This window comes from Candidatus Methanarcanum hacksteinii (assembly GCF_964305265.1).
GTDB classification, from domain to species: Archaea; Thermoplasmatota; Thermoplasmata; order Methanomassiliicoccales; family Methanomethylophilaceae; genus Methanarcanum; species Methanarcanum hacksteinii.
The window spans coordinates 135,596-149,522 of the sequence record NZ_CAYATA010000002.1 but is presented as its reverse complement, the minus strand read 5'-3'; the positions used below and the strand labels follow the sequence as shown (position 1 = coordinate 149,522).

Genomic DNA, 13,927 nt, shown 5'->3' with positions numbered 1-13,927 from the left:
TCAGGATTCAAGAATTTTGGTCTTAGCATGGTTGGAATACATCTTTCAACCCAATCGCGGGACACTGTTCTTCTGCTCAAGGACATGTTTGTACCCGATCGGCATGACCTTCAGGAATCTCTTTACGTTATGTTCCCAATCATCCAGGAGATCTTTGGCCTTCTTGCTTCCAGTGTATCTGAGGTGTTTCTCCAGTATCCCTTTGAGTTCATCGATGTCCTGCGGGGATTCAACCAGAGATAGCTCTACCATGTCCATGTTGCAATGACGGTCGAAATCATCGGAGTCATTGAGGACATATGCGATACCAGCAGACATTCCTGCGGCGAAGTTCCTTCCAACATCACCGATGATCACGGTACGTCCTCCCGTCATGTATTCGCAACAATGGTCCCCAGCACCTTCGGCTACAGCTATCGCTCCACTGTTCCTCACGCAGAACCTCTCTCCGACGGCACCAGCGATATAGAGTTCGCCGGATGTGGCACCGTACAGGATCGTGTTGCCTGCGATAACATTCTCCTTCGGATAGCGTTCCTTGTGGAATATCGCGATACGGCCTCCTGACAGCCCTTTACCAACGAAATCATTCGCCTGTCCGGCAAGGTCGAACGATATGCCTTTGCATAGGAATGCACCGAAACTCTGTCCTGCAGTGCCTGTGAATGTGACGTTGATGGTATCATCTTCTAACTTGATGCCATTCCTTATCAGTGCGCCCGTGAGCATTGTACCGACGGATCTGTCGACATTGATCAGACTGTATGTGAGGTTCACCTTCCTTCCAGATTGTACCGAATGCATGGCATCGGCGATGATCCTCTTATCCAACACATCCTTCACGATGTCATTCTGTCCCTCGGTACAGGATTGTACGCCATCCACCCTTGTCAGCATCTTCGTGAGGTCCATCCTGTCGCATTTCAAGCCTTTGGCCGGTCTGCGCACCAATCTGTCCGAATGGCCTACCGCATCATCGATACTCTTGAATCCAAGGGAAGCGAGATTCCTTCTGACATCCTCAGCCACCATACGGAGGTAGTTGCGTATGTCATCCGCACATCCTTTGAATTTCATCCTGTTCTCTGGATCCTGCGTAGCAATCCCTACGGGGCAGGTGTTGGTCTGACATCTGCGGCACATTATGCATCCGATGGAGACCATGAGCGATGTTGCGAAACCGTATTCCTCGGCACCGAGGAGTGCTGCAACGACTATATCCTTGCCTGTCTTCAATTGACCGTCAACTTGAAGTCTCACCTTCTTCCTGAGGCCGTTCAATATCAGGGTCTGTTGTACCTCGGCGAGACCAAGCTCCCATGGCATCCCTGCATACCTCATAGATGATATCGGGCTTGCTCCAGTGCCTCCATCCGCGCCTGAGATGAGGATGACATCCGCTCCTGCCTTAACCACGCCTGCGGCAACGGTACCTACGCCTGCTTCTGCGACGAGTTTCACACTGATCCTTGCAGCAGGATTGATGCATTTGAGGTCATAGATCAATTGTTTGAGATCCTCTATGGAATAGATATCATGGTGCGGAGGAGGAGAGATCAATGTGATCCCTGGTATGCAATGCCTTGTGGCTGCGATGACAGCATCCACCTTATGTGCGAGCAATTGCCCTCCTTCTCCCGGTTTGGCTCCCTGTGCTACCTTTATCTGTATCTCTTCCGCATTGACGAGATACTCTGCGGTCACACCGAATCTTCCGGAAGCGATCTGCTTGACCTTGGATGACAGATCCTTTCCGTCGATGGGTTCGAACCTCTTCGGATCCTCTCCTCCCTCTCCAGTGTTGCTCTGCGCACCGATGGAGTTCATGGCTTCGGCGATGGTCTCGTGTGCCTCTTTGCTTATGGCGCCGAACGATATGCCTTCTGCCACGAAACGTCTCATTATGCTCTCTGTGGATTCCACCTCATTCAAAGGTATGGGTTTGGACGGTCTGAAGTCCATCATGTTGCGTATGAATATGTGATCGGAATCGACGGCATCGGCGAATCTGCCGTATGCGCCCATGTCATTGTTGGATGCGGCCTCGCGAAGGGACCTTACCGTAGATGGTACCCATGAGTGTCCCTCCCCTCCCTTGCGATATGCGTAGAATCCTTGATCGGGAAGTGTGCCGATACCCTTCATCGCATCATCGTGCGATGCGATCGCCTCGTTCTCGATATCCTTGATGGTCAATCCATCGATATTGGATACCGTGCCACCAAGGTATCTGTTACAGACGTCGGATGATATTCCTAACGCTTCGAATAGCATACAACCTCTGTATGAGCGTAAGGTCGCTATGCCCATCTTGGACATTATCTTCATAATCCCTTTCTCGATGGATGAGATGTAGTTGTGCTCCGCAGTATCCACATCGACCCTCATATCTTGATTGTTGGATACAGTCCTCTCGATTATGGCATAGGCCATGTACGGGTTGATGACGTTGGCACCGTATCCGAACAGGAGTGCGAAATGCATGACCTCCCTGGGTTCTCCGGATTCCACTATTATGTCTGTCTGCAACCTCAGTTTCTCATCGATGAGGTGTTGGTGTACTGCCGATACCGCAAGTACGGATGGTATGGGGATATGAATATCATCGGAACATCTGTCCGATAGCACTATGTACGAACCGCCGGATTTGACAGCTTCATCGGCCATCTCGCAAATGCGTTCCAGCGCTTTTTCCAATCCCTCATCCTTGGTGAAGACCATGGGGATGACCACTGTTCTGAATCCTCTGTACTTGAGATTCATGAGCAGGTCCAATTCCCTATTGGTTATGATCGGATGTTTCACCTTGACGATCTTACAGTTCGCAGGCGAAGGCATCAGCATGTTGTGATGGATCGATCCTATGTATCCGGTCAGCGACATGACCAATTCCTCCCTTATCGGATCGATAGGTGGATTCGTGACCTGTGCGAACGATTGACGGAAGTAATTGAACAATCTCTGATGCGAATCGGACATTATGGGCAATGCAGTGTCATATCCTGCAGAGCCGATGGGTTCCTTGGATTGGAGCATCATCGGCATCATCACCTTGTCGATGTCCTCCTGTGTGTATCCGAATTCAGAGAGTTTGCTGTCAAGATCATCCACATCGCGTCCGACCACCCTTCCGGATGATACCTCATCGATGTTCAGACGGTTCCTGTCAAGCCAATCCCTGTACGGGTATGCGGATGAGAGTGATGATTTGATCTCCTCGTCACGGAGTATCCTTCCCTCTGTGGTATCGATCATGATCATCTTTCCAGGTTTCAGACGTCCTGATTCCTTGACCTCGGATTCAGGGAATTGGATCACTCCCGTCTCGGAGGCCAATATGAACATGCCATCATCCGTGATAACATATCTCGCAGGACGTAGTCCGTTCCTATCGAGCATACCGCCTGCGTATCTGCCGTCCGTGAACAATATCGCAGCAGGGCCGTCCCATGGTTCCATGAGGATCGAGTTGTACTCATAGTATGCTTTGAGCGAATCCGGTATCGGATTCTTGTTGTTCCATGATTCCGGTATCAGCATGGACAAGGCATTGGGCATGCTCTTGCCTGCCATCGTCAGGAATTCGAAGACATTGTCCAATGATGCGCTATCGCTCATCCCGGGTTGTATCAGAGGGAACAGCTCCGGGAGGTCAGGGAGGAGGTCCGTCCCAAGTACGCTCTCTCTAGCACCCATCCACGACCTGTTGGCCTTTATGGTATTGATCTCTCCGTTGTGACATAGCATCCTGAACGGCTGTGCCAGCTTCCACATCGGGAATGTGTTCGTACTGAATCTTGAATGCACCATCGCGATCGCACTCTCGAACTCAGGGTCGGAGAGATCTAAGTAATACTGACCTATCTGTTTCGGAGTGAGCATACCCTTGTACGTGATCGTACGCGTGGAGAGGCTGCAGATGTAGAAATCATCTTTGTCCTTCATCTCAGAGGATACGATCCTGTTCGTTGCCCTCTGTCTGATGGAATAGAGCTTGCGCTCGAGTATCTCCTGACTGTCATAACTCGTGAGGAACAACTGCACGATGTATGGTTCATTCCTCTTCGCCATGGGCCCCTGGGCCGTATGGTCCACAGGCATATCCCTGCAGAGTATGGTGTAGACACCATACCTCTCGCATTCCTCCCTTATGACGGAGAGGCAGGTGTCCCGTTCGGTTCTCTTTTTCGGCAGGAAGATGTTCCCGACGCCGTATCTTCCGATCTCGGGGACATGGATCCCCATGGACAGGAAGAACGAGTGCGGTATCTGCACCGTGATCCCTGTGCCGTCGCCGGTCTTGCCATCGGCATTCTCAGCACCGCGATGCTCCATATTGTCGAGGATCCTGAGTCCATATTCGACTATGCGGTGACTCTTGGTGCCGTCGATGTTCAACGCAAGGCCGACACCGCATGAGTCCCTCTCATTCATCGGGTCGTAGAGGCCCACATTCCCTGGTCTCATCGGATCTTCCTTCAACTTATGAAGAGGAGTTCTCTGTATTTCGGCATAGGCCACATCTGATCATCGATGATCATCTCGAGCGTATCGAGCTCTGCCCTGATCTTCTCCATGATCGGTATGACCTTGTCGTGGAATTCGACAGCCTGTTCACGGCTTCCGATCTTCATGAGTCTGTCGCATTCGGTATCGATCCTTCCACAGCACTCGTAGACGTTGCAGACCTTCTTGGAGATCTCAGCCACTTGGGATGATTCGTATTCGATGTATTTCTTGTAGTCATCGCCATAGACCTCCTTGGCCTTCCATATGATGTCCAAGAGGTTCGATTTGTAGCTGACCGCGACAGGGAGGAGATGGTTGAGCGCCATATCCCTGAGTGTCCTTGCCTCGATCTCGATCTTCTTGCTGTACGTCTCCCAGAAGACCTCGTTCCTTGCTTTGAGTTCCACTTCGGTGAGGACGTTGGATTCCTTGAACACATCGATGGATCTCTTGGATGTGAACGCGTCGAATGTGATCGGTGCGGAGGATTCGCAATCGAGTTTGCGCTTCTCCGCCTCCTTCTTCCATTCTTCGGAGTATCCGTTTCCGTCGAAGCATATCTTCTGACAGGCCTTATACGTCTCACGGGTCTCGTTGAGTATGGCTGTCATCGTATCCTCTCCCTTCTCGATCCTCTTGTCGACGTTCTTCTTGAATTTGATGAGCTGACTTGCGACTATGGTGTTCAGCACCGTGATCGGTGCGGAACAGTTGGCTGACGATCCCACTGCTCTGAACTCGAATCTGTTCCCTGTGAATGCGAAGGGTGATGTCCTGTTCCTGTCCGTGTTATCCACCAGGAGCTCAGGGATCTGAGGTATGCCGAGGCTGTAGATCTTCTTCCCTTTGATCTTCACCATGTCCTTGCTGTTGAGCAGTTCTGTGAACGCTTCGCTGACCGTCTTCCCGAGGAATGATGATATTATCGCCGGGGGTGCTTCGTTCGCACCGAGCCTGTGGGCGTTGCTAGCAGTCATGATCGATGCCTTGAGCAGTGCGTTGTTGTCGTACACCGCTTTCAGGATGTTGCTCATGAACACGAGGAACCTGAGGTTCTCCTCTGTCGTCTTTCCAGGTGACAGCAGTCCGATGCCGCTGAGCGTTCCCAAAGACCAGTTGCAGTGTTTCCCTGAACCGTTCACGCCATCGTATGGTTTCTCATGGAGCAGGACCTCGAATCCGTGCTTCTCCGCTACATCCTTCATCAAGGACATCAGCAGGAGGTTGTGATCCACTGCGAGGTTCGCCTCCTCATACACGGGTGCAATCTCGAACTGGTTCGGTGCGACCTCGTTGTGCCTTGTCTTGACCGGGATACCAAGCTTGTATGCCTCGAACTCCAGTTCCTTCATGAATTCGAATACCCTTGAGGGGATCGCACCGAAGTAGTGGTCATCCAGCTGTTGGTTCTTGGAGCTGTTGTGACCCTGCAGGGTGCGACCTGTCATCATGAGATCCTGGCGCATTGAGAACAGATCCCTGTCCACGAGGAAGTATTCCTGTTCCCATCCGAGGTATGATTGCACCATCTCGTCCCCAAGTCCGAAGTAACTGAGCACATCCTTCGTTGCTTTGGATACTGCGGATATGGATTTGAGCAGAGGCGTCTTGTAATCCAATGCCTCCCCGTTGTATGATATGAATACTGTAGGGATACAGAGACAATCATCCAGTATGAATGCCGGTGAGGACGGGTCCCATGCCGTGTATCCTCTGGCCTCGAACGTGTTCCTGAGCCCTCCGTTCGGGAACGAGGATGCATCCGGCTCCTGTTGACAGAGGAGCTTTCCGCTGAATGATTCCAATGATCCGTCGTGTCCATAGGGTTCCGCGAAGGAATCATGTTTCTCAGCCGTTCCGCCAGTCAATGGTTGGAACCAGTGCGTGTAATGGGTGGCACCCATCTCCATAGCCCACTGTTTCATACCAGCTGCGACATATTCGGCGACCGACTTGTCGAGTGTGACACCCTGTTCGATCGACTCGTAGACCATCCTCCTGGTATCGGATGAGAGGTACTTCCTCATCGCAGATCTGTTGAACACTTTACAACCGAAATAGTCCGATGTCGCTTTGGACGGAGGTTCAACGACCAAAGGCTCTTTCCTACATGCAATCTCGACTGCATCAAGTCTGCCGTTTGTCATGATTCGTTCGTATATATGTGTAGCATATAAAGATTTCTCATTTGACGATTGTATGTTCGGATTTTTTCAATTGAATTAGACATTTGTCTAAATAATCGGATTATAATTAGATGATAGCTGATGTCTGGTCTGTCAGTTCAGGCAAGGGCTGTCGTTTTGTCGAATCGCGTATCCTTTATGCATATCATTCTGCACTGCCAGGGATGCGATCGTGTATGAAAGGTGCATACGATTTCTGTCAAAGTAATAAGACTTATAATTTTGAAAGAAGATAGTCTCATATGGAAGGCGTCTCCCGCATAAGCATATCATTGGACCCTGAATTGTTGGATGTTTTTGATGATCACATATCCGATAGAGGTTATGTGAGTCGCAGTGAGGCCATACGCGATCTCATAAGGGACGATCTTTCAGAGAGTGAGTGGAAGGATGATGGACAGTTCATGGTCGGTTCGATCATCATCGTCTTCGATTCCACGGTAACGGACATATTGAACAGATTGATGTCCATGCAACAGAATCTTGGTGCTGCATTGTTATCCTCGTCATACATATCATTGGGGGAGAATAAGTTCATGGGAGCGTTCTTCATCAAAGGTAAACTTTGTGAATTGAAGAATGTCTCAAGCGAAATCTCATCGATGAAAGGTGTCCTCAGAGGAAAACTCACGATGGTATCGCCGACGAGCGGACATATGCATCATATAGGGTGAGGTTCAACCCTCACTCATGTGAGTGATCGATCCTATCCTTCAGACTATATTCAGACTGGTGTGAAAGGCACTCAGTCGATAACTTTCTTCACATTCTTGAGCCAATCCGCTGTCGATAACGCGTATTGGTGTGTGTATGACGCAACGGCATTGTTCTTCGTCAATCCATCCATGCCATCGAGGATGCCTGTACCCCTCTCCACCGAGAACATGAAATCAGCATCATTCCCGAGTTCTATCTCGGAGTAATGGAATTCATGTCCGCGTATCGTCATGTCCTCGAACAGGCCCTTTCCTTTCGAGTGTATTATGTTATATGTCGGTCCATGACGTCCGCTCATCACGGCCTTGCCGTCGAATATGCCTGACATAATGTGTTCCACTCCATCCTTTCCAGTGATGGATCTGCACATGGTCATGAGGCCACCACATTCACCGATCACAATCTTCCCTTCCGAGGCAGCATTGTTGAGGCCTTCAAGGAAATCCCTGTTCTCGGATATCTCCTTCGCATGGAGTTCCGGATACCCGCCGCCTATGTAGTAGAGGTCGGCATCAGGAAGATGGTCCCCCTTCAGCGGACTGAACGTCTTGACGGAGATCCCTGCGGCCTCCATGCATTCTATGTTCTCTCTGTAGTAGAAACAGTAGGCATCATCATAGGGTATCGCAGCCGTCATGGAGTAGTCATGTTCAGCATACAACCGTCCCGTATCGTATGTGCGGTCATCGGATCCTTCAACGATGTCCATGAGCATGTCCATATCGAGATCATCAGTCAATGCCCTCAGGCCGATGACGGATTCTTTGGAACCCTCATCCACTGTCGCAAGGCCAAGGTGTCTTGAAGGGAGTTCTAGATGTTCGCGGTGCTTCACTATGCCTATCACGCGTATGTCACAATGTTTACCGATCGCGGACCTGAGCTTCTCCTCATGTCTCGGTCCCGATACATTGTTGAGTATCACGCCTTCGATATCCACATCCGGATCGAACATCCTGAACCCATTGATCATCGCTGCCGCCGATCTTCCGAGCGATCTCGCATCCAGTATCAATATCACTGGGAATCCGAGGGTCTTCGCTATCTCTGCGGTCGAACCGTCATCCGTCGTCCCTGTCAGTCCCTCATAGAGTCCTCTCACGCCTTCGACGATGCAAAGGTCCGCATCCTTGGATGCGTGTGAAGCGATACCTCTGACAACATCCTTGGATCCCATGAATGTGTCCAGGTTCCTGCTTCTCCTTCCGCATGCCAAGGTGTGATACATCGGATCGATGAAATCCGGACCTACCTTGAACGGTTGCACCCTCTTCTGTCTAGAGAGTTCTGACATTATGCCGGTGGTTATCGATGTCTTTCCGACACCGCTTCCCATGCCTGCTATGACGACGCCTTTCATATGTCCCTCAGAGGTACTTCTTCACCTTCTCAGCGAACAGGTCTGTGAGACGAGGGTCATCACCGATCGGCGAGAGGTAACAGATCCTGACCTTCTTGCCGTTGTAGTCGTATGTATCGTCGTTCACTCCGTCCACGAGGTGGATCTTCGGAGGGATGTCGTTCTTCAGGTGGTCTCCGAGCGATATGAACAACGGGAGTACGAGCACCTCATCTACGCCTCTCGAGAGCAATTCCTCAAGGATGTCCTCGATGGTGGGCTCGTTGAATTCGTTGAACGCGTAGAGCACATCATCGTATCCCATGTCCGTCAAGCGTTTGGCGTTCAAGGATATTATGTCCTTGTTGTAGTGAAGCTTCGATCCATGTCCTATGACCAATACTCCGGTCCTCTTACATTTCTTGGCCTCATCGATCTTCTCGCCGAGGATCTTCGCAAGCAACGGGTCCTCTCCGAACGGTTCGCCGAAGTGCATCATCATCTCATGTCCATCGACGGACACGACCATGTCCTTGCAATCATCCTTGAGTCCGAGTTTCGGAGGGATGTCCCTTGTCATGTGCAGTCCTGACGCGATGAAGAATGGGATCGCTACTACCTCTTCGATCCCGTCTGCTGCCATCTGTTCCATGGTCTCGCCGATGAATGGGTGGGATGTCTCGTTGAATCCGATGTATACATTCTCGAATCCCATCTTCTCTAAACGTTCTTTCTGCAATTCCATGATCTTCTTGTTGTATTCGTATCTCGATCCATGTCCTACAATCAATGTGGCCTTCTTAGTCATAATATCACACCTTGGAAATCGTTTCATCTGTCAGTTCTCTGATCGTGTCTCCGGTCTCCATGGAAATTATGTGATCCGTACCCATGACCATGGAATGCGACGATATCTCGCCCAACGACCTTTCGAATCCCTTGTTGAGAAGATTCGCTAACTGTCTTGGTTGATCCGTTATCAGAATGTCATTCGGAGAGAGTTCGGGATATGCATGGGGCATACCTACGATGATCTTCAGATCGGCATCGAACACATCCGCGGAATCCTTGGCCTTCTCGCCGATGGATAGCGCATACTCATCCAATCCTCCGATCACACTGTCTATCGAGATGTCATTCTCTGAGAGTTCATTCAATATATCATTGCAATAGCGCCTTATGCGCGGGAGTCCCTTGTCTTTGTCAAGGTTGGCGATGAAGTACGTCTCCCCTCCGAGTTTCCTCCTTGCATAATCGATGGCTAGGAATATGTCCGCGAAACGATAGGCCAATTCCTTCTTGGCGATCATTATCACTACGACCTTCTTCCCTTCGGAGAGTGCAGTTATTATCTCTTTGCATATCGTCATCTTCGTAGGTCCTCTCGTAGGAGAGAGATATCCCCTGCTAGCCATACCGAACTTCTTCTCCATCTCTGTGGCAGCCCTCATGTTGCTGATCTGCCTGGAGGCTTCATCAGCCGAGATGAGGCCCGCATCGCGTGCGGATTCTATCGCCATGGTGGCGCCTGCGGTGTTGTCGCCCATACATCCATGACAATCCACTGGGAAGACCAATGAATCCACCCCAGCCTTCCTTATTGATGCCTTCATGTCCTCGCCGATGATCATACTTGCGCAAGTGCCGATGACCGCGATGGTCTTCGGGTAGAATCTATCATAGGATTCCTTTATGGTCCTGATCAATTTCTCGGAACCTCCGAAGACGAGGTCATTCTCCACGAGGGCGGAGGTCACTACCCTTATGCCTGCTTCCTCCAGCATCCTGGATGCCATGAATCCGCATCCTGCTGGGCCATGCACTATGATGACATCCACGTCCAAGTCCCTGAGCGTATACATCGCTGCGACGATGGGATTCGGGCGCGGGTGTATCGTATTCACTGGAATCCCTCTTTGATGAATTTCAAGATCGTTTTTGTCCCTTCGGGAATCGTAACATCCTTGCTATCGTTCAAGAAGATCAATTTTACATCATACTTGTCGATGACATCCATGATCTGTTCGATATCCAATTTATCGCATACCCTTCTGTTCACAGGGTCCAGGATGACCGTGAGTCCATCCAAGGCATCCATCCTCTTCATCGTGGAGAGTGTCGATCCGATCGATATGTGCGATATGCCCGGATTCCTCTCTGTAACGGTCCAGATGCCATTCTCTTTCGATATCTCTCCCCTTCCGGGTATACCGCGGAACGATTCGAGTGCGGATATCATGACATCCTTCGGGATCGACATCTGTTCGCATATCGTGAGTGCAGCATCGATCGCATGGATGTATTCGAGTCCGAGGAATCCTTCGCCGAATCTCATATCATGCTTGCCACCATAGTCTATGGTGATGTCGAGCGGTTCTCCGAGTCTTGGAGAACCATTCACTTTGACCCTTCCGCCGTATCCTATGACGTCCTTGCCGAACCCTTTCCAGAATTCGCACTCGGATGATTCTACTATATTGATATTATCTGTAAGTATGGAAGCCTTCGATGTAGAGGCCTTCCCAGTGTTCTTGGCGATGCCATAGTCCTCCAACAGATTGGTTATGACTGCGATATCCGCCTTCCCGGAACCTCCGAGCGAGACCTCGGTGACCATGACATCATAATCCCCTTCGGGGAGTACGAGCAACGATGTCGGTGCAATGCTCATGAGTTTGTCTATGTGGTGTTCGCCGTTCACATATTGGCCTTGGCCACGGGATGTGTGGAGGAATACCTTCTTACCTGCCCTATCCAGTATGTGGGCCAACATGTAGCACAACGATGTCTTCCCTTTGACGCCGGTGACCTCGATCCTGAATCTCTTATCATCGATGAATTCACCGACAGCTTGGTGGAATGTGACCCTCTTGTCGACGATCACATCATCCCTCAGGAACATGTCCACCGGACAATGCGATGGTGCTAGGAGCAACGCATATTCGCCTGCCGGAGCTTCCTCCGAGAGATTGGCGCCCATCTCGACGATCCTATCTTTGATCTCCTGCTTAGCATATTTGTAGACATCGACACAATACACATCGTATCCTCTGTCCATGAGTTTCTTGGCGATGTAATCCCCGCCATGAATAATATCAAAAATCAATGCCTTCATAGTCTCATCCCTCCTTCCACATCATCCGATCTTGATAACATGACCTCGGCCAATCTCCTGTATTCGGATGCCATATCCGATTCAGGAGCACCTTCCACAACAGTCTTGTCATTCCCTTCGCATGTCTGTACGATGGGGTCTCTTCTGAGCCTGAATATGACATCAGTGCCGATCTCCGATGCTGCATTGTCTATCAATGAGTCCTCGTCCTTCACATTCCTCGAGTTCTGTATCAGGCCTGAGAATCTCGCATATCCGCTGTCCGAGAAATCCTTAACAGCCTCTGCGATGTTATTGGCAGCATAGAGGGACATCATCTCTCCTGAGGTTACTACGAAAACATCCTTCGCATATCCGTTCCTTATGGGCATTGCGAAGCCGCCACATACGACGTCCCCTAGGACGTCATATATGATCACATCAGGTTTCAGTTCGTTGACGACATTCTTCGATTCAAGGAATTCGAATGCTGCGATTATCCCTCTTCCAGCACATCCTGTGCCCGGTCTCGGTCCACCGCATTCGACACAGAAACATCCGCCGTATCCTTCGTGTATGACATCCGAGAGCTCGATGGCATCGCCGGTTCTCATGGCATCCAATACGGTGGTCTGTCTTTTTCCATTCAAAAGGAGTCTTGTAGAATCTGACTTTGGATCGCATCCAATCTGCAACACCCTCATTCCTTTGTCAGTCAATGCGGCGGTTATGTTGGCAGAGGTCGTCGATTTGCCGATTCCCCCTTTGCCATAGATGGCAATCCGTCTCATGGGCACAAAATGGAGCTTGTTATTATTAATATTTTGTAATTCGTGTTATTATTTGTCAGTTTTACGCTATCCAGTAATACTCTGATATTTAAAGAAAAGATATTGGAGATACCTAACGGTATCAAAACGTATTGGACGATATATCCAACTCATTGTTATTAACGCTTTCTCTTAGGGTGCACCGATTATCGATTTCTTTCAAGCTGGTGATTTAAATATGATGTGTAAATAAAACAGTTGGACATATAATCCAACGTGATATAATGAGTACAAAAATGATTGCTATAGGAATCATCGCGATACTCCTAGTCACCGGAATCGGTGTCGGTGTTGCTGCATCGAACAATGATAGCGGAGACAAAGGAATAGATATCGTCGATGGGGTAGGTACAAAGATACACTTCGATAAGCCGTGCGAGACCGCGGTTGTCTTCAGTAAGTACATCGGTGAAGCAATGATCCTGATGGGTGGTTCCGATAAGGTCGTCGGTACTACCACTACGATAAAGAAGGATACCAACTACTCGAAATACTACACCAACGCCAAGGATTTGGGTCTGAAGACCGTTGGTGATACTGTCATCTCTGAGATCATCAAGCTGAAACCTGATGTGATCTTCTCATACAAATCAAGTGATAACACTGCGCTCAAAGGAACAGGGGTCCCTGTCGTCGAGATCGGTGCATCCAAGATAACAGAGGTCGTTGACGATATCACCGTTCTCGGAAAGGTCATGGGAATGGAGAAGAATGCAGACAAGATCCTGGATTGGTTCAAACCACTCTACAAGAACTTCGAGAAAGAGAAGGAGAAATCCAAGACAACATTCCTAATGGAAGCATGGAGCGCAAAGGAGCAGATCAGCATCTGTAAAGGAAGCAGTACTGCAGGCGTTCTTATGAAATTGGCCGGAATGAACAACGTCTACGAGGAAGCAGGTACGACTGGAAGCTACATCTACCCCAGTGCAGGCGATGTCATCCCGAAGAACCCTGATGTTTACATCGTACAGACATACAACGCGAATTGGGACAAGGAACAGATCGATGCATACTACCAGAAGATAATCAACAGGCCGGGATGGAGCAGCATGAAATGTGTCGAGGACAAGAAGGTCTTCTTCATCTCCAACGACATCATGGGCGGTATCCGTTCAGTCATCGGAGCGATGTGTTTCATGTCATTCGCGGAAGGTGATTATTCGTCTGAGAACGTAGTGAAGATGGTGAACGATTACAACAAGATCGCTAACACCTCGTTCAATCCGAATCTTATAATCTCGTACTGAGG

General features: G+C 49.7%; 9 protein-coding genes. 2 read left to right on the top strand and 7 right to left on the bottom strand.

From position 1 onward, the window contains the following. Positions 1-45: 45 nt before the first annotated feature. On the bottom strand, positions 46-4,467 hold the full coding sequence (gene gltB / locus ACI2NF_RS01585; RefSeq protein ID WP_400210981.1) for a glutamate synthase large subunit: 4,422 nt from the start codon (positions 4,465-4,467) through the stop codon (positions 46-48). A gap of 11 nt (positions 4,468-4,478) precedes the next feature. Next, on the bottom strand, positions 4,479-6,656 hold the full coding sequence (locus tag ACI2NF_RS01580; RefSeq protein ID WP_177971648.1) for a glutamine synthetase III family protein: 2,178 nt from the start codon (positions 6,654-6,656) through the stop codon (positions 4,479-4,481). Positions 6,657-6,937: 281 nt separating this feature from the next. Here ACI2NF_RS01580 and nikR point away from each other — a divergent pair, with 281 nt between their 5' ends. Beyond that, positions 6,938-7,369, top strand: a complete 432-nt coding sequence (nikR, locus tag ACI2NF_RS01575) for a nickel-responsive transcriptional regulator NikR (protein ID WP_400148352.1) — start codon at positions 6,938-6,940, stop codon at positions 7,367-7,369. Between the two features lie 71 nt (positions 7,370-7,440). Here nikR and ACI2NF_RS01570 read toward each other — a convergent pair whose 3' ends face one another. From ACI2NF_RS01570 to ACI2NF_RS01550, 5 genes are read right to left on the bottom strand one after another with little or no spacing between them, the layout of a single operon-like run. Then, complete coding sequence (locus ACI2NF_RS01570; RefSeq protein WP_400210980.1) at positions 7,441-8,772, bottom strand: cobyrinate a,c-diamide synthase; 1,332 nt, start codon at positions 8,770-8,772, stop codon at positions 7,441-7,443. 7 nt (positions 8,773-8,779) lie between these two features. Then, the gene (locus tag ACI2NF_RS01565) at positions 8,780-9,559 is read right to left on the bottom strand and encodes a sirohydrochlorin chelatase (protein WP_400210979.1); all 780 of its coding nucleotides are present in this window, start codon (positions 9,557-9,559) and stop codon (positions 8,780-8,782) included. Positions 9,560-9,563: 4 nt separating this feature from the next. Continuing rightward, the gene (gene cfbD / locus ACI2NF_RS01560; RefSeq protein ID WP_400152779.1) at positions 9,564-10,655 is read right to left on the bottom strand and encodes a Ni-sirohydrochlorin a,c-diamide reductive cyclase catalytic subunit; all 1,092 of its coding nucleotides are present in this window, start codon (positions 10,653-10,655) and stop codon (positions 9,564-9,566) included. Next, positions 10,652-11,866 carry a coenzyme F430 synthase gene (gene cfbE / locus ACI2NF_RS01555; RefSeq protein WP_400210978.1) on the bottom strand — a complete coding sequence of 405 codons (1,215 nt, stop codon included), beginning with the start codon at positions 11,864-11,866 and terminating at the stop codon, positions 10,652-10,654. Before cfbE ends, cfbD begins: the two co-directional genes overlap by 4 nt. Further along, complete coding sequence (locus ACI2NF_RS01550; protein ID WP_400206841.1) at positions 11,863-12,636, bottom strand: nucleotide-binding protein; 774 nt, start codon at positions 12,634-12,636, stop codon at positions 11,863-11,865. The genes cfbE and ACI2NF_RS01550 overlap by 4 nt, the downstream gene beginning before the upstream one ends. A gap of 275 nt (positions 12,637-12,911) precedes the next feature. Between ACI2NF_RS01550 and ACI2NF_RS01545 the strand changes: the two genes are divergently transcribed. Beyond that, a complete protein-coding gene (locus ACI2NF_RS01545) occupies positions 12,912-13,925 on the top strand; it encodes an ABC transporter substrate-binding protein (RefSeq protein WP_400151250.1) in 1,014 nt (337 codons plus the stop codon). The last annotated feature ends 2 nt before the right edge of the window (positions 13,926-13,927 follow it).

Excerpts from the sequence above, each read along its gene's own strand:
- gltB (WP_400210981.1), bottom strand. The coding sequence starts at position 4,467 with ATGAGACCAGGGAATGTGGGCCTCTACGACCCGATGAATGAGAGGGAC.
- ACI2NF_RS01580 (WP_177971648.1), bottom strand. The coding sequence starts at position 6,656 with ATGACAAACGGCAGACTTGATGCAGTCGAGATTGCATGTAGGAAAGAG.
- nikR (WP_400148352.1), top strand. The coding sequence starts at position 6,938 with ATGGAAGGCGTCTCCCGCATAAGCATATCATTGGACCCTGAATTGTTG.
- ACI2NF_RS01570 (WP_400210980.1), bottom strand. The coding sequence starts at position 8,772 with ATGAAAGGCGTCGTCATAGCAGGCATGGGAAGCGGTGTCGGAAAGACA.
- ACI2NF_RS01565 (WP_400210979.1), bottom strand. The coding sequence starts at position 9,559 with ATGACTAAGAAGGCCACATTGATTGTAGGACATGGATCGAGATACGAA.
- cfbE (WP_400210978.1), bottom strand. The coding sequence starts at position 11,866 with ATGAAGGCATTGATTTTTGATATTATTCATGGCGGGGATTACATCGCC.
- ACI2NF_RS01550 (WP_400206841.1), bottom strand. The coding sequence starts at position 12,636 with ATGAGACGGATTGCCATCTATGGCAAAGGGGGAATCGGCAAATCGACG.
- ACI2NF_RS01545 (WP_400151250.1), top strand. The coding sequence starts at position 12,912 with ATGATTGCTATAGGAATCATCGCGATACTCCTAGTCACCGGAATCGGT.